At 67.6% G+C, this 21,576-nt stretch carries 21 protein-coding genes; 10 read left to right on the top strand and 11 right to left on the bottom strand.

Features of this window, described 5'->3' with window-relative positions; genetic code table 11:
• Positions 1-41: 41 nt before the first annotated feature.
• From rbfA to rimP, 5 genes are all read right to left on the bottom strand, one after another.
• Positions 42-443 (bottom strand): 30S ribosome-binding factor RbfA, encoded by a 402-nt coding sequence (gene rbfA / locus OIM94_RS11385; RefSeq protein ID WP_264606846.1) that lies wholly within the window; start codon positions 441-443, stop codon positions 42-44.
• A 347-nt stretch (positions 444-790) separates the two neighbouring features.
• Positions 791-3,706, bottom strand: coding sequence for a translation initiation factor IF-2 (gene infB, locus OIM94_RS11390; protein WP_264606847.1), 2,916 nt, complete (start codon positions 3,704-3,706; stop codon positions 791-793).
• A gap of 4 nt (positions 3,707-3,710) precedes the next feature.
• Complete coding sequence (locus tag OIM94_RS11395; RefSeq protein ID WP_264606848.1) at positions 3,711-4,415, bottom strand: DUF448 domain-containing protein; 705 nt, start codon at positions 4,413-4,415, stop codon at positions 3,711-3,713.
• A gap of 57 nt (positions 4,416-4,472) precedes the next feature.
• The gene (nusA, locus tag OIM94_RS11400) at positions 4,473-6,092 is read right to left on the bottom strand and encodes a transcription termination factor NusA (protein ID WP_264606849.1); all 1,620 of its coding nucleotides are present in this window, start codon (positions 6,090-6,092) and stop codon (positions 4,473-4,475) included.
• Positions 6,093-6,098: 6 nt separating this feature from the next.
• Positions 6,099-6,620, bottom strand: a complete 522-nt coding sequence (rimP, locus tag OIM94_RS11405) for a ribosome maturation protein RimP (RefSeq protein WP_413716399.1) — start codon at positions 6,618-6,620, stop codon at positions 6,099-6,101.
• A 252-nt stretch (positions 6,621-6,872) separates the two neighbouring features.
• Here rimP and OIM94_RS11410 point away from each other — a divergent pair, with 252 nt between their 5' ends.
• On the top strand, positions 6,873-8,153 hold the full coding sequence (locus OIM94_RS11410; RefSeq protein WP_264606851.1) for a PQQ-dependent sugar dehydrogenase: 1,281 nt from the start codon (positions 6,873-6,875) through the stop codon (positions 8,151-8,153).
• Positions 8,154-8,197: 44 nt separating this feature from the next.
• Here OIM94_RS11410 and OIM94_RS11415 read toward each other — a convergent pair whose 3' ends face one another.
• A complete protein-coding gene (locus tag OIM94_RS11415; RefSeq protein ID WP_264606852.1) occupies positions 8,198-8,575 on the bottom strand; it encodes a PaaI family thioesterase in 378 nt (125 codons plus the stop codon).
• Positions 8,572-9,024 (bottom strand): PaaI family thioesterase, encoded by a 453-nt coding sequence (locus tag OIM94_RS11420; protein WP_264606853.1) that lies wholly within the window; start codon positions 9,022-9,024, stop codon positions 8,572-8,574. The genes OIM94_RS11415 and OIM94_RS11420 overlap by 4 nt, the downstream gene beginning before the upstream one ends.
• 81 nt (positions 9,025-9,105) lie before the next feature.
• On the opposite strand from OIM94_RS11420, the gene OIM94_RS11425 reads away from it, so the two are divergent.
• The 7 genes from OIM94_RS11425 (at position 9,106) to fabI (ending at position 15,670) form a co-directional block, all read left to right on the top strand.
• Positions 9,106-9,882 (top strand): crotonase/enoyl-CoA hydratase family protein, encoded by a 777-nt coding sequence (locus tag OIM94_RS11425; RefSeq protein ID WP_264606854.1) that lies wholly within the window; start codon positions 9,106-9,108, stop codon positions 9,880-9,882.
• Between the two features lie 64 nt (positions 9,883-9,946).
• Positions 9,947-11,140 carry a thiolase family protein gene (locus tag OIM94_RS11430; protein WP_264606855.1) on the top strand — a complete coding sequence of 398 codons (1,194 nt, stop codon included), beginning with the start codon at positions 9,947-9,949 and terminating at the stop codon, positions 11,138-11,140.
• A gap of 107 nt (positions 11,141-11,247) precedes the next feature.
• The gene (aroC, locus tag OIM94_RS11435) at positions 11,248-12,318 is read left to right on the top strand and encodes a chorismate synthase (protein WP_264606856.1); all 1,071 of its coding nucleotides are present in this window, start codon (positions 11,248-11,250) and stop codon (positions 12,316-12,318) included.
• 124 nt (positions 12,319-12,442) lie between these two features.
• On the top strand, positions 12,443-12,775 hold the full coding sequence (locus OIM94_RS11440; RefSeq protein ID WP_264606857.1) for a hypothetical protein: 333 nt from the start codon (positions 12,443-12,445) through the stop codon (positions 12,773-12,775).
• A 176-nt stretch (positions 12,776-12,951) separates the two neighbouring features.
• Positions 12,952-13,896 carry a DnaJ C-terminal domain-containing protein gene (locus OIM94_RS11445; RefSeq protein ID WP_264606858.1) on the top strand — a complete coding sequence of 315 codons (945 nt, stop codon included), beginning with the start codon at positions 12,952-12,954 and terminating at the stop codon, positions 13,894-13,896.
• A 5-nt stretch (positions 13,897-13,901) separates the two neighbouring features.
• Positions 13,902-14,870 carry a YihY/virulence factor BrkB family protein gene (locus tag OIM94_RS11450; protein WP_264606859.1) on the top strand — a complete coding sequence of 323 codons (969 nt, stop codon included), beginning with the start codon at positions 13,902-13,904 and terminating at the stop codon, positions 14,868-14,870.
• Positions 14,867-15,670, top strand: a complete 804-nt coding sequence (fabI, locus tag OIM94_RS11455) for an enoyl-ACP reductase FabI (protein WP_319801122.1) — start codon at positions 14,867-14,869, stop codon at positions 15,668-15,670. The genes OIM94_RS11450 and fabI overlap by 4 nt, the downstream gene beginning before the upstream one ends.
• Positions 15,671-15,705: 35 nt before the next feature.
• Here fabI and OIM94_RS11460 read toward each other — a convergent pair whose 3' ends face one another.
• Genes OIM94_RS11460 through sppA form a run of 3 tightly spaced genes read right to left on the bottom strand, consistent with a single transcriptional unit; the run spans position 15,706 to position 18,574 of the window.
• Complete coding sequence (locus tag OIM94_RS11460; RefSeq protein ID WP_264606860.1) at positions 15,706-16,098, bottom strand: hypothetical protein; 393 nt, start codon at positions 16,096-16,098, stop codon at positions 15,706-15,708.
• 14 nt (positions 16,099-16,112) lie between these two features.
• The gene (locus OIM94_RS11465) at positions 16,113-16,676 is read right to left on the bottom strand and encodes a GNAT family N-acetyltransferase (protein ID WP_264606861.1); all 564 of its coding nucleotides are present in this window, start codon (positions 16,674-16,676) and stop codon (positions 16,113-16,115) included.
• Positions 16,673-18,574, bottom strand: a complete 1,902-nt coding sequence (sppA, locus tag OIM94_RS11470) for a signal peptide peptidase SppA (RefSeq protein ID WP_264606862.1) — start codon at positions 18,572-18,574, stop codon at positions 16,673-16,675. The genes OIM94_RS11465 and sppA overlap by 4 nt, the downstream gene beginning before the upstream one ends.
• A gap of 205 nt (positions 18,575-18,779) precedes the next feature.
• On the opposite strand from sppA, the gene groES reads away from it, so the two are divergent.
• Positions 18,780-19,067 carry a co-chaperone GroES gene (gene groES / locus OIM94_RS11475; protein WP_010544804.1) on the top strand — a complete coding sequence of 96 codons (288 nt, stop codon included), beginning with the start codon at positions 18,780-18,782 and terminating at the stop codon, positions 19,065-19,067.
• 54 nt (positions 19,068-19,121) lie between these two features.
• The gene (gene groL / locus OIM94_RS11480) at positions 19,122-20,756 is read left to right on the top strand and encodes a chaperonin GroEL (RefSeq protein ID WP_264606863.1); all 1,635 of its coding nucleotides are present in this window, start codon (positions 19,122-19,124) and stop codon (positions 20,754-20,756) included.
• 123 nt (positions 20,757-20,879) lie between these two features.
• On the opposite strand, the gene OIM94_RS11485 is transcribed toward groL, so the two are convergent.
• Complete coding sequence (locus OIM94_RS11485) at positions 20,880-21,416, bottom strand: hypothetical protein (RefSeq protein WP_264606864.1); 537 nt, start codon at positions 21,414-21,416, stop codon at positions 20,880-20,882.
• Positions 21,417-21,576 lie beyond the last annotated feature (160 nt).

Here is a 21,576-nt window from a genome sequence, read left to right on the forward strand (position 1 = left end):
TGCCGCCGATGTCCAGTGGCCCGCACGCGCGGCGGGGCAGATCAGCCCTGATCGTCCTCGCCGAGATCGCGTGCCACGTTGGGCGCGCGGAGCAGCTTGTCGATATGGCTGCCCTCGTCGAAGCTCTCGTCCGAGAGAAACTTGAGCCGGGCGGCGTACTTCATCTTCACGCGGTGCGCGACCTCGCGCTGGAGGAAGGCCGTGTTGGTGCGCAGCGCCTTGAGCACCGCCTCCTCGTCCTTGCCGAGCAGCGGCTTCACGAACACCGTCGCGTGGCGCAGGTCCGGGGACATGCGCACTTCGGTTACCGACACCATGTGCTTCGCCAGCACATCGTCATGCACGTCGCCGCGCTGGAGGATCTCGCTGAGGATATGGCGCACCTGTTCGCCCACGCGCAGCACGCGGACGGAGCGGGTTTCATCGGTGTCGTTCTGGCGCATCTTGTGATTCTGACCGGTTTTCGCTATCTAGGACAGGCTACGTTGTGAACTTGCAATAAGTCACTTCCTGAGCCCGGGTGTTCCAGCGCCCGGGCTCAAATCATATTGGGCTCCCGGCGTTCCAGCGCCGGGAGCCCGCACTGGTTACTTGCGGCTCAGCTCAATCAGCTTCACCACCAGCCCGAGCAGTGCGACGACGAACGTCGCTGCGCCCAGAACCAGAATCGCTACATTGTTTACTTGCAAATTGATCACCTCCTTTCCGGCCGCAGGTGCAGCCGGAAAGGAAGCGTATCACAGGCGAAGCTGTCGAGGAACAAAAGGTGTCCATCGGCAGCTCTGCCCCATTACAGCGTACGTTCGCGCAGCTCGACTTCGTAGGTTTCGAGATAGTCGCCCGCCTTGATGTCCACGAAGTTCTGCGTGAACGTCACGCCGCACTCGAGACCGGCGCGCACTTCGGCGACATCGTCCTTGAACCTACGCAGCGAGGCGATCTCGCCGGTGTAGATGATGACGTCGTTGCGCGTGATGCGCGCCTTGAGCGCCTTGCGGATGAAGCCATCGACGACCAGCAGACCGGCTGCCTTGCCGTGCTTGCCCGCCGAGAAGACTTCCTTGATCTCGGCGCGGCCGACGACCGTTTCGAAGGCTTCCGGACCCAGCTCGCCCGCCATGCCGGCGCGGATCTCGTCGGTCAGGTCGTAGATGACGTCGTAATACTTCAGCGCCACCTTGTTCCGCTCGGCGATCTCGCGGGCCTTGGCATTGGCACGGACGTTGAAGCCGATGATCGGCGCGCCGCTGGCGGCTGCCAGCGAAACGTCGCTCTCGGTGATGCCGCCCACGCCCGAGTGCAGGATGCGCACGCGGATATCGTCGTTGCCCAGCTTGCTGAGCGCACCCACGATCGCCTCGGTCGACCCTTGCGTGTCGGCCTTGACCACCACCGGATATTCGATCGCCTGCTTGTCCTTGAGCGCGGAGAACATGCTCTCCAGGCTCGCCGGCGCCTGCGTCGTGCGCTTCTGGAGCAGCACGCCCTGGCGATATTCGGCGACCTCGCGGGCACGCGCCTCGTTCTCGACCACCTGCATCGGATCGCCGGCCGACGGCACGCCCGAGATGCCGAGCACCTCGACCGGCATCGCCGGGCCCGCTTCCTTGATCTGGCGACCCTTGTCGTCGATCATCGCACGGACCTTGCCGCTCTCCGCGCCGACGACGAACACGTCGCCCACGCGCAGCGTGCCGCGATTGACGAGGATCGTCGCGACCGGGCCGCGGCCCTTGTCGAGCTTCGCCTCGATCACGGTGCCTTCGGCCTCGCGATCGGGGTTGGCGCGCAGTTCGAGCAGTTCGGCCTGGAGCTGGATCTTCTCGATCAGCTCGTCGAGGCCGATCTTCTTCAGCGCCGAGACTTCGACGTTCTGGACGTCGCCGCCCATCTCCTCGACGATCACCTCATGCTCGAGCAGACGCTCGCGCACCTTCTGCGGGTTGGCGCTGTCGAGGTCGACCTTGTTGATCGCCACGATCATCGGCACGCCGGCCGCCTTGGTGTGATTGATCGCCTCGATCGTCTGCGGCATCAGCCCGTCGTTCGCGGCCACCACCAGCACGACGATGTCGGTGACGTTGGCACCGCGCGCGCGCATGTCGCTGAACGCTTCGTGGCCCGGCGTGTCGAGGAAGGTGATCTTCGACTTGTCCTTCAGGGTCACCTGATAGGCGCCGATATGCTGGGTGATGCCGCCGGCTTCGCCGCGCACCACATCGGTGCCACGCAGCGCGTCGAGCAGCGAGGTCTTGCCGTGATCGACGTGACCCATGATCGTGACGACCGGCGGACGCGGCTGCAGCTTGTCCTCGGGATCCAGCTCGGTATCGACCTGGATGTCGACGTCGCTGTCGCTGACGCGCTGCACGTTATGGCCGAAATCGGTGACCAGCAGTTCGGCGGTGTCCTGGTCGATCGTCTGGTTGACGGTGACCATCATGCCCATCTTGAACAGGGCCTTCACCAGATCCGCGCCCTTTTCGGCCATGCGGTTGGCGAGTTCCTGCACGGTGATGGCGTCGGGCACCACCACGTCGCGGACCTGCTTGATCTGCGGCTCGCGCGGGCCGCCATAGGAGCGGCGATGCTCCTTCTCACGCGCGCGCTTCAGCGCCGCGAGGCTGCGCGCGCGCGCACCATCGTCGCCGCCCAGGGCGCGCGTGACGGTGAGCTTGCCCGACTGGCGGCGATCGTCGCCCTTGCGGTCGCGCGACGGCTTGGCCGGATCGGCACCCGGGCGGCGCGGCGCGGCGCCGGGACCCGAAGGCGCCGGACGCGCGGCACCGGCACCAGCGGCGGGACGCTGCTGGTTCTGGTTCTGCTGCGGTGCCTGCTGCTGCGGCTGCTGCTGCTGGGTCGCGGCAGGCGCTGCCTGCTGCGGCTCGGGCTTGGGCTGCGGCTTGGGAATTTCGGGACGCACGACCGGCGTGAAGCGGCGCGGCGCGGGCAGCGACGCATCGAGCTGCAGCGTGATCGGACCCTGCGGGATCGGACGACGCGGCGGCTGCGCGGGCGCGGCCGGCTTGGGCGCTGCGGCCTGCGGCTGGGCGGGCTTGGGCGCCGCCGGCTGCTGCGGGGCCGCGGCCTGGGGCGCTGCCGGAGCAGGCGCGGGTGCAGGAGTCGGCTCCGGCGTCGGCGCGGGCGCAGGGGCCGGAGCCTCCGCTACCACTTCCGGCGTCGGTTCCGGGGCGGGCGCAGGCGCGGGCGTCGGCTCGGGCGCAGCGGCTTCGGCCGGGGCGGCAGCCGCCTCGGTCTGGGCACGCGCACGCTCTTCGGCGCGGCGACGCTCTTCTTCCTGTGCCTCGGCACGGAGGCGGTCGTCGCGACGACGGCTTTCCTCCAGCGCCTGCATGCGCTGTTCCTCGGCCTCGCGGAGCAGCTTGGCCTGACGCTCCTGCGGCGAGAGATTGTCCATCGGCCGGCGCGGCGGCTGGGCAGCCGGGCGCGGCGCCTGCTGCTGCGGGGCAGCGGCGCGGGGAGCCTGAGCAGCCGGAGCCTCGGGCGCAGCGGCAGGGGCCGGCGTCGACTCGTCGATCGGCGCACCCTGCGGGCCGAGAACACGGCGACGCTTGACCTCCACGACCACGGTGTTGGAACGGCCATGGCTGAAGCTCTGCTTCACCTTGCCGGTTTCCACCGTGCGCTTCAGACCCAGCGGTGCGCGCATGCCCAGTTTCGGCTTGTCGTTTTCGGTGTCGCTCATGCGGCTACTCAAGTTCCTCGATAATGTTCGTCGTCAATGGCACGGCGGACGGCAAAGCCGATGCGCCTTGCGATTCGGAATCGCAAGACACGGGATCAGGTTCGGGTCCGATAAAGTGCAGCCAGCGGTTGAGCGCTTCGCTCGTCCGTTGCGCCGCCCGGGCGTCGATAAGTCCGGCGTGTACCACATTTTCGCGGCCTAACGCCAAGGACAATATGGTGCGCGTGACCGGCAATGTTAAGCCCTTCAGGGCAGAACCTTCCCGATCCGAGCCAACCCGCCACGCCTGCGCCAGCTTGCGGCTGCCGTCGTCGCGGGCGTCGGATGCGTGCAGCAGCAGATGGAGTCGGCCGCTGCGCGCGGCCTTTTCGATCCGCTCGGCACCGATCACCACATAGCCCGCCTTCGCCTCCAGTCCCAGCCGGTCGAGCGCGGCGCGCTGCAGCTGGGCGGCGATCCGGTCCTCCAGATCGTCGGGAATGCGCAGGTCGCCGGTGCGGAAGCTGCGAGAGAGGGCGCCCTTCAGCCTGCCCTTGTCGCGCGACGCCGCGAGCCCCGCCTTGTCGACGGAGATCCAGGCGCCGCGGCCGGGGGCCTTGGCACGAATGTCGGGCAGCACTTCGCCCTCGGGCGAAAGCACGAGTCGGATCAGCCCTTCCCGCGGCGATTCCTCGCGCGACAGGATGCAGGTGCGAACCGCGTCGGTCATCGTCCCCTCCCGTTGCCGAGAGGGGGGACGACCAATGCCAATGTCAGTCGGCGCGTATCATTGTTCGGAGTCCGCAATTGCGTCCTCCTCGCCTGCTTCCGCAGGTTCTTCATCGGCGAACCAATGGGCGCGGGCCGCCATGATGATCTCGTTGCCCTGTTCGTCGCTCAGGCCATATTCCGCCAGGATGCCGCCCTTGGGCTCCTTGCGGGGGGTGTCGTCGCCGCGGCGACGCGGCTCGGCGCGCTTCTTCTCGACCAGCTCGTCGGTCGCCAGGTCGGCGAGGTCGTCGAGCGTCTTGATGCCCGCCTTGCCGAGCGTGACCAGCATCGCTTCGGTGAGGTACGGCATGGTCGTCAGGTCGTCCTCGACGCCCAGCGCGCGGCGCTCCTCGCGATTGGCTTCCTCGCGGCGCTCCAGTGCTTCCTGGGCGCGGTTCTGGAGTTCCTGCGCGAGGTCCTCGTCGAAGCCCTCGATGCCTGCGAGCTCCTCGACCTCGACATAGGCCACTTCTTCCAGCGCGCCGAAGCCTTCGGCGACCAGCAGCTGGGCCAGCGTCTCGTCGACGTCGAGCTCGTTCTGGAACATCTCCGAACGCTCGACGAATTCCTTCTGGCGCTTCTCGCTCGCATCCGCCTCGGTGAGGATGTCGATCGCCTTGCCGGTGAGCTGCGAGGCGAGACGGACGTTCTGGCCGCGGCGGCCGATGGCGAGGCTCAGCTGGTCGTCGGGGACGACCACTTCGATGCGGTCCTCTTCCTCGTCGATCACGACGCGGCTGACGTTCGCCGGCTGCAGCGCGTTGACCACGAAGGTGGCGGTGTCCGGCGACCAGGGAATGATGTCGATCTTCTCGCCCTGCATCTCCTGCACGACGGCCTGCACGCGGCTGCCCTTCATGCCGACGCAGGCGCCGACCGGATCGATCGAGCCGTCATGGCTGATCACGCCGATCTTGGCGCGGCTGCCCGGATCGCGGGCGGCGGCCTTGATCTCGATGATGCCGTCGTAGATTTCTGGCACTTCCTGCGCGAACAGCTTCTTCATGAACTCGGGGTGCGCCCGGCTCAGGAAGATCTGCGGACCACGGTTCTCGCGGCGGACGTTGAGCACCACCGAGCGGACGCGATCGCCGACGCGCACCACTTCGCGCGGGATCTGCTGGTCGCGGCGGATCACGCCTTCGGCGCGGCCCAGGTCGACGACGACATGGCCGAACTCGACGCGCTTCACCACACCGGTGATGATCTCGTTCACCCGGTCCTTGAACTCGTCATACTGGCGCTCGCGCTCGGCGTCGCGGACCTTCTGGAAGATGATCTGCTTGGACGCCTGCGCCTGGATGCGGCCGAACTCGATCGGGGGCAGCGGATCGACGATGAAGTCGCCGACCTTCGCGCCCTTCTGAAGCTTCTGCGCGCCCTTCAGGTCGACCTGCTTGAAATAGTCGTCCACGGCTTCCACCACCTCGACGACGCGCCACAAGCGGAGGTCGCCCGAGATCGGATCGAGCTTCGCGCGGATGTCGTTCTCGACACCGTAGCGGTTCTTCGCGGCGCGCTGGATCGCGTCTTCCATCGCCTCGATGACGATGGCCTTGTCGATCAGCTTTTCCTTCGCGACCGAATCGGCGATCGCGAGCAGCTCGGCCTTGTTGGCAGAAATGGCGGTGGCCATCCGGGCTTATCCTTCTACTTCGATAATCTTGTCGGCGCCCTCGGCGGAGAGCGGCGCGGTGGCGGCGATCAGACGATCGGTCATCGTCAGCTTGGCATCCTCGATCGCCGCGAACGGGAGGACATGCTGCGTCTCGTCCTGCGTCACGATCGTGATGGTGCCTGCGTCCTTGTCGATGCCGGCGAGATCGCCCTTGAACTGCTTGCGCCCGTCCAGCTTCTCGGCGAGCGTGATCCGGGCCTCATGGCCCTTCCAGTCCTCGAAATCCTGCAGCCGGGTGAGCGGCCGGTCGATGCCCGGCGAGCTGACTTCCAGCCGATAGGCATGGTCGATCGGGTCGCGGCCCTCGGCTTCCAGCCGGTCGAGAAGATCCGAGATGCGGCGCGACAGATCGGCGCAATCATCGATCGTCAGCTGGCGCGTATCCGGGCGCTCGGCCATGATCTGCAGCGTGGGATCGCTCTGGCCGCCGAACATCTTCACGCGCACCAGGGCGAAGCCCAGCGCCTGCGCTTCGGTTTCGATCATCTTGGCCAGTTCGGCGAGATTCGCCACACGCGTCTCCGGTTGAAATCAAGCAGCTTCGGCGCCGGAGCCTGGTGGCCCCGACCTCGATCATGTTTGACGATGTCCGAGAAAGCAGGACGCGATATACGCAATAGCAAGGGTGGGAGCAAGAGGGCGACCGGACCCGGCGCATCTTTTCGGGCAGGAAAGTCGTTGCAACTCGTTGCAAAACCGGCTGCGTTCGCGGCCGAGGCTTTGTCGGAGAGGACTTTCATGCCCCGTTCGCTGCTCTTGATTCCGATTCTGTTTGCTGCCGCCTGTTCGTCGCCGGGCTCCAACGCCCAGCAGCCCACCGGCACCGCAGGCACCCCGACCCCGCTGCCGGTGCCGAGCGGCACCCCCGCCCCGCTGCCGGCCGGCGTGCCGTTCGTCGCGACGCGCGTCGCGGACTTCGACTCGCCCTTCGCGCTCGCCTTCCTGCCCGATGGGGCCGCACTCGTCACCGAAAAGGCCGGGCAGCTGCAATATTGGGAAGTGGGCCAGAAGGCGCAGGCGGTAAGCGGCGTGCCCAAGGTCGCCGCCGGCGGCCAGGGCGGCCTGCTCGACGTGGCGCCCGCGCCGGACTTTGCCGGCAGCAACATCATCTACTTCACCTATTCGGAACCGCGCGCCAACGGCAGCGCGCTGGCACTCGCGCGCGCCAAGCTGACCCGCGGCAAGGCGATGGCGCCGCGACTCGACAATGTGGAGGTGCTGTTCCGCTCCGGTGCCGACGGCGACGGCGGCCAGTTCGGCGCGGTCATCGCCTTTGCACCGGACGGCAAGTCGCTGTTCCTGTCGTCGGGCGAACGCCAGCGCTTCACCCCTGCGCAGGACCCGAACCAGGCGATCGGCAAGATCCTGCACCTGACGCTCGACGGCAAGCCGGCCTCGGACAATCCGGATGCGGGCAAGGTCGGCGCCACCAGCGTGCAGGTGATCGATCCGCCCGAGGACACGGAGGCCGCCAAGACCGCCAAGGGCCGCCCCTTCGCGTTCGACGGGCCCAATCCGGCGCCTGCGTCGATCTGGAGCAGCGGCCATCGCAATCCCTATGGCCTTGTCTTCGATGCCTCCGGCAACCTGTGGGAGCACGAGATGGGCCCGCAGGGCGGCGACGAGCTCAACCTGATCGTCAAGGGCCGCAACTATGGCTGGCCCAACGTTTCGTTCGGGGAGAATTACAACAACAAGCCGATCCCCAAGCCCAAGGCCGGCGACGGCTATGAGATGCCCAAGCTCCACTGGGTGCCGTCGATCTCGCCCTCGGGGCTGATCTATTACACCGGCAGCGAGTTCCCGCAGTGGAGGGGCTCGCTGCTGATGGGCGCGATGTCCGGCCAGGCACTGCTCCGCATCGCGCTCGACGGCAGCAATGCCCGCAAGGCCGACCAGTGGACCCTCGACATGCGCATCCGCGACGTCGCGCAAGGACCGGACGGCTCGCTCTGGCTGCTGCAGGACGGCGCCAAGGGCGATGGCGGCTGGCTGATGCGGATCAGCCCGAAGAAGTGAGGCCGTGAAATTCCTCCCCGGGCGAAGCTCGGGGAGGAGTTGCATTACCGCACGATCAGGAAGTTCATCCGCGCCGCCGCGATCGGCCGCTCCTCCTCGTCCTGCCATGCCACCGCGCTGACATTCGCCACTCGGTTGCCGAGCCGGGTCACCATGCCCTTGGCGCGCGTTTCCTTCTGGCGCCCTCCGCGCATGTAATCGACGGTGACGTTGACCGGCTTCACCTTGGCGCCGCCCTCGGCCTCCAGCGCCTGGAGCAGCGCGCCGACCGCCGCCATCTCCAGCAGCCCGCCGATCGCGCCGCCGTGCAGGAACCCCGGCCGCCCGACGACATCGCCGGAAAACGGCATCACCAGCACCGGCGCATCGGCGCCCGGCTCGACGGTGAGCCCCAGCAGCTCGGCATAGGGAGGAAGCTTCACCAGTAGCCCTCCGCCGCCATGAAGGTGCCGGCGACATGCGCCAGCGGATCGGCCGGATCGCCGTCATGCGCCTGGCCGCGCACGAATGCGATCGAGCGGGTCAGCCGATAGCATTCGCAGCGCCCGATCACCGTCTGTCCGGTGCGCGCCGGGCGCAGATAGTCGATCCGCAGGTCGAGCGTCGCATGCGGCAGAAACCTGCCCACCTTCAGCCACACCGCGATGCTACTGGCCATGTCCATCAGCGCGAGGATCGGCCCCGAGGCGAGCACGCCCGTCTCTTCCTGCCCCACCAGATCGGCACGCCAGGGCAGCTCGAGCTCGGACCAGTCCTCGCCATGGTCGCGGTGGGCGACACCCAGGCGACTGCCATGGTTGGGAAAGCGGAGCGCGAAGAAGGCGCGGGGATCGAACCGGGGCGGCGCCGCGGGATCGCTGGGTGCAGACATACCGGCTTTTCTAGCGGCACCATCTTGCCCGCGCAAATGCTTCGCCCCACTATCGCGCCGAGGACGAGAGAGGATGGCGGAATGAGCGAGCGCGTGACCTGGACGATCGAGCAGGGCGTGGCCGATGTGCGGCTGGCGCGGCCCGACAAGATGAACGCGCTCGATCCTGCGATGTTCGAGGGCATCCTGGGGGCGATCGGCACGCTCGGCGAAACACCCGGTCTGCGCGCGGTGGTACTGTCGGGCGAGGGGCGCGCCTTCTGCGCCGGGCTCGACATGGCGAGCATGGCGAGCGCCGGGGCGGGTACCGACCTTGCTGCACGCAGCCACGGGCTGGCGAACAGCTTCCAGCAGGTCGCCTGGGGCTGGCGCACCCTGCCCGTACCGGTGATCGCCGCGGTGCACGGGGTCGCATTCGGTGGCGGACTGCAGATCGCAAGCGGCGCGGACATCCGCATCGCGGCGCCGGATACGCGGCTTTCGGTGATGGAGCTCAAATGGGGCATCGTGCCCGACATGGCCGGCTTCGTGCTCTGGCGCGGCACGGTGCGCGATGATGTGCTGCGCGAGCTTACCTATACCGCACGCGAGTTCGACGCCGCCGAGGCGCAGGGCTTCGGCTTCGTCACCCGGCTGGCCGCGGACCCGCATGCCGAGGCGCTGGCCCTCGCCCATGCGATCGCCGGTCGCAACCCGGATGCGATCCGCGCCGCCAAGCGCCTCGCCAACCATGAGGGCGATGCCGCCGCCGTGCTGCTGGCGGAAAGCGTCGAGCAGGCGTCGCTGATGCGCTCGCCCAACCAGGTCGAGGCGGTGATGGCCAATATGCAGAAGCGCGCGCCCCAGTTCCGCGACTGAACCGGTTGCAATCCGCCACGCAATGGCGGAAGCGTACCCGAAACTCGAAACACGAGAGGGCGCCATGCGCGAAGCCGCGATCGTCTCCACCGCCCGCACCGGCATCGGCAAGGCCGGCCGGGGCTATTTCAACGATACCGAGGCGCCGGTGCTCGCCGCGCATGTGATGAACGCGGCGGTGGAACGCGCCGGGATCGATCCCGCGCGGATCGACGACGTGTTCTACGGCATGGGCAACCAATGGGGGACGCAAGGGGCCAACATGGCGCGCATGGCGCTGTTCGCCGCGGGCATTCCGCACAGCGTGCCGGCATTCAGCCTCGACCGGAAATGCGGCTCCGGTCTCACCGCGATCGCGCTCGCCGCCCGCTCGATCATGACCGACGAGATCGACGTGGCGCTGGCCGGCGGCATGGAGTCGATCAGCCTGACCATGGCCAATGCGCCGCGCTACGCGAACCGATCGGTCACGGACCAGGTACCCGGCGCCTATATCCCGATGATCGAGACGGCGGAGATCGTTGCCGAACGCTATGGCATCCCGCGCGAGGCGCAGGACGCCTTTGCCGCGACGAGCCAGCAGCGCGCCGCCGAGGCGCTTGCCCGCGGTGCGTTCGATGCCGAGATCGCCCCGATCACCGTCACCAAGGCGCTGTTCGACAAGGCCGGCACCCGGACGGGCGAGGAATCGGTAACGGTCACCCAGGACGAAGGCATCCGCCCCGGCACCACCGCCGAGGTACTGGCGACCCTCAAGCCCGTGTGGAAGGACGGCGCTTTCGTGCCCGAGGGCCGCCACGTTACCGCAGGCAATGCCAGCCAGCTTTCCGACGGCGCCGCGGCGCAGATCCTGATGGATCGCGGGACCGCCGAGGCCGAGGGTCGGCCTATCCTCGGTATCTATCGCGGCTTCCAGGTGGCGGGGTGCGAACCCGAGGAGATGGGGATCGGCCCGGTCTTCGCCGTCCCCAAGCTGCTCGCCCGCGCCGGCCTCAAGATCGAGGATATCGGCCTGTGGGAGATCAACGAGGCGTTCGCCAGCCAGTGCCTCTATTGCCGCGATACGCTGGGTATCGATCCGGAGAAGCTCAACGTCAGCGGCGGCGCGATCGCGATCGGCCATCCCTTCGGCATGACCGGCAGCCGGCTGGTCGGCCATGCGCTGATCGAAGGGCGACGGCGCGGGGTGCGCTACGTGGTGGTATCGATGTGCACCGCCGGCGGCATGGGTGCGGCGGGTCTGTTCGAGATTCCCTGAGGCCCCGCGGCAGTCGGCGCCGACCACAATAGCCTGAACGGGTTGCAGCCGCGCGCGACACCTGCGAAACGGCCCGCGGTTTCAACCCAGACGGAGGGCGTGCGCCGATGTCGTTCAACAGCTTCGGTCGCGTATTCCGTTTCACCACCTGGGGCGAGAGCCATGGGCCGGCACTCGGCGCGGTGGTCGATGGCTGCCCGCCAGGGCTGACGCTGAGCGAAGCCGACATCCAGCCGTTCCTTGATCGCCGCCGCCCCGGCCAGTCGCGCTTCACCACCCAGCGGCAGGAGCCGGACCAGGTCCGCATCCTCTCCGGCGTGTTCGAGGGGCGCACGACGGGGACGCCGATCGCGCTGCACATCGACAATGTCGACCAGCGCTCGAAGGACTATTCGGAGGTCGCCCAGGCCTATCGCCCCGGCCATGCCGATTATGCGTACGACCAGAAATACGGCTTCCGTGACTATCGCGGCGGCGGCCGCTCCTCGGCGCGCGAGACCGCGGCGCGGGTGGCCGCAGGCGCGGTCGCACGGCTGGTCATTCCCGAGGTGACGATCACCGCCTGGGTCGAGGCGATCGGCGGCGACGCGATCGACTATGCCAGGTTCGACGCCGCCGAGATCGGCAACAATCCCTTCTTCTGCCCAGATCCCGAGGCCGCGCAGCGCTGGGAAGCGCTGGTCGACGCAGCGCGCAAGAACGGTTCGTCGCTCGGCGCGGTGGTCGCCTGCGAGGCGACCGGCGTGCCCGCCGGCTGGGGGGCACCGCTCTACGCCAAGCTCGACAGCGAACTGGCGGCGGCGTGCATGTCGATCAACGCGGTGAAGGGCTTCGAGATCGGCGACGGCTTTGCCGCCGCGGCCCTGCGCGGCGAGGAAAATGCCGATGCGATGCGCCCGCGCGGCGATGGCGGCGTCGACTTCCTCGCCAACCATGCCGGCGGCATCGCCGGCGGCATTGCGACAGGCCAGCCGGTGCGGATGCGCGTTGCGTTCAAGCCGACCAGCTCGATCCTCATCCCCGTGGAGACCGTCACGCGCGACGGCGCGGCAAGCGAGATCCGCACCAAGGGCAGGCATGATCCGTGTGTCGGCATTCGCGGCGTGCCCGTCGTCGAAGCAATGGTCGCCCTGGTGCTCGCCGACCAGAAATTGCTGCACCGGGCGCAGGTCGGCTGACCTTCCGCTCGACTCATCCCGGAGTCGTTGTTTTTTATCGTCTAACTGAAATCAGTCGGCGAGACTTCTTGATGCGTCGCTGGTTATTCTTCCGTTGGCATAATCAACAGAAGGATGCCGTGTAATGTATATCAAGACCATTCTCGCCGCTGCTACGCTGATCGCGGCACCGGCGGCATTCGCGCAGCAGCAGACCACGCCGGGCCAGACCACGCCGGGCGGCACGACGACGGACCAGAGCACGGCGCCGGGCTCGACCAGCCCGGGGCAGACGACGTCGCCGACCGATCCGACGATGAATCCGCCGACCACCACCACGCCGGGCGGCACGACCGGGTCGGGCACGATGACCACGCCGGATTCGTCCTCGACCACCACCACGTCGCCGACCGATCCCAATCCCGGCACGACCACGGACGACACCGGCACCAAGCCGAAGCACAAGCGTCCGCGCTAAGCACAGCTAGCAGCGCCCGACACGCAGGCGATCGCCCGGCCTTTCCCCCTTTCGGCCGGGCGATTTGCCATGTGCGGCGCCGCCCCTTGCACGAACCCGATCGCACGCCGATGTTTCGGCATTAACCAGCGTCCTGTAAGGGCGCCTGATCGACATTCGACGCATTGGGGAATTTGGTGGCAGATCCATACGTAACGCTCGGGGTGGCGCGCAGCGCGAGCGAGGACGAGATCAAGAAGGCCTATCGCAAGCTCGCCAAGGAGCTGCACCCCGATCGCAACAAGGACAATCCGAAGGCTTCGGAGAAGTTCAGCCAGGTCACCCAGGCCTATGACCTGCTGACCGACAAGGACAAGCGCGCCCGCTTCGACCGCGGTGAGATCGACGGCGACGGCAATCCGATCGCCCCCTTCGGATTCGGCGCCGGTGCGGGCGGCGGCGGCGGCGGGTTCCAGCCGGGCGGCGGCCATTTCGATTTCAGCGGCAACGACGCCGATATCGGCGACCTGTTCGAAGGTCTGTTCGGCGGCAACAAGCGCGGCGGCGGGGGATTTAGCGGCGGCTTCGGCGGCTTTGGCGGCTTCGGCCGGCGCGCGCAGCCCAAGGGCGCCAACGCTGCCTATCGCCTTGCCGTCTCGTTCGAGGACGCTGCCAGGCTCGCCCCGCAGCGGATCACGCTGCGCGACGGCAAGACGATCGATCTGAAGCTGCCCGCCGGCCTCGAGGACGGCACCCAGATGCGCCTCGCCGGCAAGGGCGAGGAAGGCCCCGGCGGACCCGGCGACGCGATCGTCACCATCGAGATCCAGCCGCACCGCTTCTACACCCGCGACGCTGACGACATCCGGCTCGACCTGCCCGTGACGCTCGCCGAGGCGGTGCTGGGCGCGCAGGTTCGCGTGCCGACGCCCGACGGCCCGGTGATGCTCACCGTCCCCAAGGGCTCCAGCTCCGGCAAGGTACTGCGGCTCAAGGGTCGGGGATTCCACAAGAAGGCCGGCGGGCGCGGCGACCTGTTCGTCACGCTGATGGTGGATCTTCCCGTGGACGACGATGCCCTCATCGAATTTGCGCAGGGATGGAAGAACGGCGGGAACCCACGGGGACGCATGGGCGTCTGACGCCCGTGGACGAACCGACGCGCGCCTCGATCTCGCCCCAGTCCCCCGAAGGGCGACGGCTGGGGGTCGGCGGCAAGGTGCCGCGGCGGTTGGCCGAACTCGGCGTGACCGAGCGGATGCTGGAGATCGCCAAGCGCGTTGCGATCGGCACGTTCAACGAAGGGTTCACCTATGCCGGCAACCTTGCCTATCTGTCGCTGGTAACGCTGTTTCCCTTCTTCATCGTCGCGACCGCGCTGGCCAGCCTGGTCGGGCGAACCGGCACCGGCGTCCATGCACTGGAGGCCTTTCTCCAGACCGTGCCGCCGGATGTCGCCAAGCTGCTGCGCGATCCGGTGATCGAGGTGCTGCACACCCGCAGCACCGGCGGCCTGCTCTGGTTCGGTGCGCTGGTCGGGCTGTGGACCACCGCGGGCTTCATCGAGACGATCCGCGGCATCGTCCGCCAGGCCTATGGCGTCTCCTCGGACAAGCCGTTCTGGCGGTATCGCCTCGGCGCGATCGGGATGATCGTGGCCGCGGTGCTGATGGTGATGCTGGCCTTCGCCTTTCAGGTGATCCTCACGGCGGTCGAGCAATTCCTCTACCGCCTTCTGCCCTGGGCGATCGAGGCGCAGCGCTTCGCCTCGGCCGGCAAGGCCGTTCCCGCCTTTGCCCTGTTCGGCGCGCTGTACGTGCTGTTCTTCGCGCTTACCCCGTCGCGCTACCGTTCCCGGCGCTATCCGAAATGGCCGGGGGCCATGTGCACCACGCTGTGGTGGCTGACCGTCACCGGCGTGCTGCCCTGGGTGCTGTCCACCATGGGGGGCTATGGCGCCACCTATGGCAGCCTGGCCGGCGTGATGGTGTCGCTGATCTTCTTCTTCCTGGTCGGCCTGGGCCTCGTCGTGGGGGCCGAGCTGAACGCCGCTCTGGCGGAAGTGCCCGATCCCGGTCTAGAGGGGGAACAAGGACAGGAGATTCAGAAGACGTGACCGGATTGATGCAAGGGAAGCGCGGGCTCATCATGGGCCTGGCCAATGATCGCTCGCTCGCCTGGGGCATCGCGCAGCAGCTCCGTGCGCAGGGCGCCGAGCTTGCGTTCACCTATCAGGGCGATGCACTGCTGAAGCGCGTGAAGCCGCTTGCCGAACAGCTCGGCTCCGATTTCCTCATCGAGTGCGACGTCGCCGAGATGGCAGCGCTCGACACGACGTTCGAAACGCTGAAGGCGCGCTGGCCGACGATCGACTTCGTCGTCCACGCCATCGGCTTCTCGGACAAGAACGAACTGCGCGGCGCCTATTACGATACGTCGCTGGAAAACTTCCTGATGACGATGAACATCTCGGTCTACAGCTTCACCGCCGTCGCCAAGCGCGCGCGCGAGCTGATGCCCGAGGGCGGCAGCCTGCTGACGCTGAGCTATTACGGCGCCGAGAAGGTGGTCCCGCACTATAACGTGATGGGCGTCGCCAAGTCGGCGCTCGAGACCTCGGTCAAGTATCTGGCGATGGACCTGGGCCCCGAGAAGATCCGCGTCAACGCGATCTCCGCCGGCCCGATCAAGACGCTGGCCGCCAGCGGCATCGGCGATTTCCGCTACATCATGAAGTGGAACGAGCTGAACTCGCCGCTCCGTCGCAACGTGACGATCGAGGACGTCGGCGGCGCCGGCCTCTATCTGCTCTCGGATCTGTCGTCGGGCGTCACCGGCGAAACGCATCATGTCGATGCCGGCTACAACGTGATCGGCATGAAGGCCGAGGACGCGCCGGACATCGCGCTGGCCTGACGGCGGTGCGGGGCGGCACCGCGCCGCCCCGTTCCTCATTCCTCCAGCAACCAGGCGCGCGCCGCCCCGATATCGTCGAACACCGAGGATCCCGGGCGTGCTTCCGCCATGCGGCGCGCCTGGCGCTTCGTCAGCATCGTCGTCGCGACAAAGGCCAGCCGCCGTGCCCAGATATCGGGCGTGCCACCGCGCAGGCTGCGCAGTGCCAGGTCGGTGGTTTCCTGCGGCAGGACCAGCACACCGCGAAGATCATACAGCGTCCGGTGCCGTCCGGCGTCGGGGCCGAGCGACAGGATCGCCGCGCGGACTTCCTCGGCGATCCAGCCCACATCCTCGGGCGACAGCACCCCGGTGACGGTCACCGTGATCAGCTGCAGCGCGCGATCGATGTCGAGGCCGAAATCGACCGCAAAGGACGCATGGGGCACCGCCGTTGGGCCGCTCAGGCGCGGACGACGCCGAGTTCATGGAACGGCCGCGGCTCGGCGGGCGGACGCGCCGGTTCGTTGAGCTCGCACTGCCAGATGCCGACATCGATCCACTGGCCGTGCTTGTACCCCGCCTCGCGGAACACGCCGGCGCGGCGAAAGCCGACCGCCTCGTGCAGCGCGATCGAGCTGTCATTGGGCAGCGTGATCATCCCGAAGGCATGGACGAAGCCTTGCGCCCGCAGCGTATCGACCAGCGCCTCGTAGAGCAGGCGGCCCGCGCCGCGACGCTGCGCGGTATCGGCCATGTAGATCGAGCTTTCGACGACATAGCGATAGGCCGGGCGATCGCGGAACTTGCTGGCATAGGCATAGCCGATCACCCCGCCATCGACGCCGTCGCCATTGGTCGCGACCAGCCAGGGATAATAGCCCTCGCTCGCCGCCATGCGCGCGGCCATCGCCGCCGCATCGGGCGGCTCGATCTCGAACGAGGCGGTGCCGGTCAGCACGTTGGGCGCATAGATGGCGGCGATCGCAGCGGCATCCTGCGGCGTGGCGGCGCGGATCCCGATCATTTGGCCGCTCCCAGCGCGAACTGGAGCAGCGCGAGGTCGCCGGGGCTCGCGCTCGGCACGCCCAGTGCCATGCATTCGAGGCAGCGGGCCTGCACCGAACCGCTCGCGGTCAGCCGCTTGGCATCGCCGAGCGCCTGCGCCAGCAGCGCGCGGCGCTCCTCGCCGATGCGGGCATAGGCGTCCGATCCGGCGGGCGCGTCCGCCCAGTTGCCGTCGTCCTCGTCGTCGTTGCCGAGCGACCCGAGGCCCGCCGCCAGCGCCGCCGCAAAGGCGTTGGGCTTCTTGGCGAGGAACACCGGCCGGACGGCGGCGGGATCGAGCCCGGCGCGCTTGGCGGCTTCGGCGATCGCGTCGTTCAGCCCGCCGAAGCGATCGACCAGGCCCAGCTGGCGGGCGACGCCGCCGATCCAGACGCGGCCCTGGCCGATCTCGTCGACCCGCTGCGGGGTGAGCTTGCGCGATGCCGCGACCAGCCCGACGAAGCGGCCATAGCCTGCCTCGATCGCCGATTGCAGGATGGTGTCGACGGTGGCGTTGGTGCCGCCATAGATGCTCGGCTGGCCGGTGAGCGGCGTGCTCTGCACCCCGTCGGTGGTCACGCCGATCTTGGCGAGACTGTTCTCGAAGGTGGGGATGATGCCGAAGATGCCGATCGAGCCGGTGATGGTGTTCGGCTCGGCGAAGATCACGTCGCCGGCGGTCGACACCCAATAGCCGCCGCTGGCGGCCAGACCGCCCATCGAGACGATCACCGGCAGCTTCTGCGCCTTGGCCTGCAGGATCGCCTGGCGCATCTGCTCGGAGGCCATCGCCGAGCCGCCCGGCGAGTCGACGCGGACGACCAGCGCCTTGAGCTTGCCGTCCTTCAGCCCGTCGAGCACCAGCTTGCTGATCGTGTCGCCGCCGGCACTGCCCGCCGCGCCCTTGCCGTCGACGATCTCGCCGGCGATCGTGATCACGCCGATCGCGTCGCCGCTGCTCGGCCGCGGGTTGGCCTGCAGCCAGTCGGCGAGCTTGATCGCATTGAAATTGCCGGCCCGTGCGCCGCTCGGCGCGCCCACCATCTTGGCGAGATGCTGGCCGAAGGCGATGCGGTCGCCGAGCTGGTCGACCAGGCCATAGGCGCGGTTGGCGGCGGCGATGTCGCCCTTGGCCGCGGTGATCGCCGCGTCCGGCTTCATCAGGAACTCGGCGATGCGCGCCTTGGGTCGCGCCTTCAGGATGCCCTCGCGCCACTGATCGAGCAGCCCGCCATAGAGCGCGGTATTGGCTTCGCGCGCCTCGGGCGACATGTCGGCGCGGATATAGGGCTCCACCGCCGATTTGAACTTGCCGACCTTGTAGACATGGACGTTGATGCCGAGCTTCTCGGTCAGACCCTTGTAATAGAGCTGGCGACCGCCCGGCCCCATGAACAGCGATCCGCCCATCGGGTGCACCCAGATCTCGCTGGCGTTGGCCGCGATCTGGTAGCCGCTGTCGGTATAGGCGGTGGCATAGGCGAGCACCGGCTTGCCGGCGGCGCGCACGCGGGCGACGGCGGCGGCGACTTCGCTCACCGTGGCGGGATAGCCGCCGAGGAAGCTGTCGAGATCGAGCACCACCGCCTTCACGCGGGAATCGCCCTTGGCGGCATCGAGCGCGCGGATCACGTCGGGCGCGCTGACCTGGCCGGCAGCGCGCGTGCCGCTCACGCTGGCGAGCGGATCGGCCTCGCTCGGCTGCTCGACCAGCGCGCCGTTGAACGCGACGATCAGGGCGCCGTCGCGAATCGTCGCCGGAGTCGGCCGGTGCGAGAGCGCCGCGAACAGCACGGAGAAGAACAGAAGGAGCAGAACGAGGACGAGCAGGTCCTTGATTCCGACGAGTATCTTCCAGGCAGTACGAACCAGCTTCACCGGCGGCTCCTCAAAGCGTATTCAGCATGCGGTGCTACCGGATGCGCGGGGAGGAGTAAACGACCCGTATTATCGGTCCAACACGCTGAAAAAAGTTCCCGGCGCACCTGTTGACGACCCCGGATCCGGTTCACATATGTCGACTGTTAGCACTCCGGGGGACCGAGTGCTAAACACCGAAATCCACCTGAAAGAGGATCAGGCAATGAACTTCCGTCCGTTGCACGACCGCGTGCTCGTCCGCCGCGTCGAAGCCGAGGAAAAGACCGCCGGCGGGATCATCATCCCCGACACCGCCAAGGAAAAGCCGCAGGAAGGCGAAGTCGTCGCCGTCGGCACCGGCACCAAGGCCGAAGATGGCAAGGTGACCCCGCTCGACGTCAAGTCCGGCGACCGCATCCTGTTCGGCAAGTGGTCGGGCACCGAAGTGAAGGTGAACGGCGAAGACCTGCTGATCATGAAGGAAAGCGACATCCTCGGCATCGTCGGCTGAGCACGTCACGAACCTCAACTTCCTAAACTTAGCGAAATTTGAAAGGGCAGTCCCATGGCAGCCAAGGACGTAAAGTTTTCGCGCGACGCTCGTGAGCGCATCCTGCGCGGCGTCGACATCCTCGCCGACGCGGTGAAGGTCACGCTGGGCCCGAAGGGCCGCAACGTCGTGATCGAGAAGAGCTTCGGCGCGCCCCGCATCACCAAGGACGGTGTGTCGGTCGCGAAGGAAATCGAGCTCAAGGACAAGTTCGAGAACATGGGCGCGCAGATGGTGCGCGAAGTGGCCTCGAAGACCAACGACATCGCCGGTGACGGCACGACCACCGCGACCGTTCTGGCGCAGGCGATCGTCCGCGAGGGCATGAAGTCGGTGGCCGCCGGCATGAACCCGATGGACCTGAAGCGCGGCATCGATCTCGCCGTCGCCAAGGTGGTCGAGGACGTGAAGGCCCGCTCGAAGCCCGTCTCGGGTTCGCAGGAAGTCGCCCAGGTCGGCATCATCTCGGCGAACGGCGACCGTGAAGTCGGCGAGAAGATCGCCGAGGCGATGGAGAAGGTCGGCAAGGAAGGCGTGATCACCGTCGAAGAGGCGAAGGGTCTCGAATTCGAGCTCGACGTCGTCGAAGGCATGCAGTTCGATCGCGGCTATCTCTCGCCCTACTTCATCACCAACCCGGAGAAGATGGCGGTCGAGCTCAGCGATCCGTACATCCTGATCCACGAGAAGAAGCTGTCGAACCTGCAGTCGATGCTGCCGATCCTCGAGGCGGTCGTGCAGTCGGGTCGTCCGCTGCTGATCATCGCCGAGGACATCGAAGGCGAAGCGCTGGCGACCCTGGTCGTCAACAAGCTGCGCGGCGGCCTCAAGGTCGCAGCGGTCAAGGCACCGGGCTTCGGCGATCGTCGCAAGGCGATGCTGGAAGACATCGCCGTCCTCACCAAGGGTGAAGTGATCAGCGAAGACCTCGGCATCAAGCTCGAGACCGTCACGCTCGGCATGCTCGGCACCGCCAAGCGCGTCACCATCGACAAGGACAACACCACCATCGTCGATGGCGCCGGTGAAGCCGAGTCGATCAAGGCCCGCACCGAGCAGATCCGCCAGCAGATCGAAGTCACCACCAGCGATTACGACCGCGAGAAGCTCCAGGAGCGTCTCGCCAAGCTCGCCGGCGGCGTGGCCGTGATCAAGGTCGGCGGTGCGACCGAAGTCGAGGTGAAGGAGCGCAAGGACCGCGTCGACGACGCGCTGCACGCGACCCGCGCAGCCGTTGAAGAAGGCATCGTCCCCGGCGGCGGCACGGCCCTGCTGTACGCGACCAAGGCTCTCGAAGGCCTGAACGGCGCGAACGAGGACCAGACCCGCGGCATCGACATCGTCCGCAAGTCGCTGACCGCGCTGGTGCGCCAGATCGCGCAGAACGCTGGCCAGGACGGCGCCGTCGTCTCGGGCAAGCTGCTCGACCAGACCGACACCTCGTTCGGCTTCAACGCCGCGACCGACACCTACGAGAACCTCGTGGCTGCCGGCGTGATCGACCCGACCAAGGTGGTGCGCACCGCACTGCAGAACGCGGCTTCGGTCGCCGGCCTGCTGATCACCACCGAAGCCACCATTGCCGAGCTGCCGGAAGACAAGCCTGCTGCTCCGGCGATGCCGGGCGGCATGGGCGGCATGGACTTCTAAGTCCGCGCTCGACGTGAAAAAGAGGGGCCGGCGGAGCGATCCGCCGGCCCTTTTTCGTGCCGCTCGTCAAGCGACTGCATCGGTTCGTCCGCCCCCTCCCGCAAGCAGGAGGGGATTTGGCGATCACTTCTTCTTGTCGTCGTCCTTGTCGGCCGGCAGCGTCGGCACCGCGGCGCGGGCGGTGGCGGTCGGCGCGGCCGGCGGGCGGCATCCCTTGGACACGCCGAGACCCTTCAGATAGGCGCGGCGGATCGTGCCGCCATACAGCGCCGCGGTCACCCGCTTCTCCTGCTTGTCCGCGCCGGTGACCATCCGCACCAGGCCGAAGCCCGGGATCAGCGCACCGACGATCGCCCGGCTGCCCGCCGCCGCGATCGCGCCGCCATTGCCACCCTGCGCACCCGGCGCATCGGCGTCGGTCCCAAGTACGGCGTTGAGATTGGCGATGCCGGCGCGGATCTGCGCACAGCTCTTCGTCCCTTGCGACGAATAGGGCGCGGAGGCGGCCAGGAGCAGCACGTCAGGAATCTTCTTCTCGTTGATCCGCAGGTCGCGCAGCGGTGCCTGCGCGCCATCGCCGACGCTTTGCTTCTGCTGCTGTGCGACCGAGGGGGTCGCCAACAGGAATGCGGCCAGTCCGGCCGCCACAATGGTCCGCATGTTCAGTCTCCCGGTTGTTCTGCAAAGCTGCGCAGCAAAGGCACGGACCCGCAACATTGTTCCATCGCAACGATGTCCGGAATTGACTTTTGTCCAGCCCCCGCTAGGGCCGTCGGCGGGCCACGCGGTCCCAACGCCGCGCGTGCTCTCTGTGAGGAGA

The organism is Sphingomonas sp. R1, assembly GCF_025960285.1.
Classification (GTDB): Bacteria; Pseudomonadota; Alphaproteobacteria; order Sphingomonadales; family Sphingomonadaceae; genus Sphingomonas.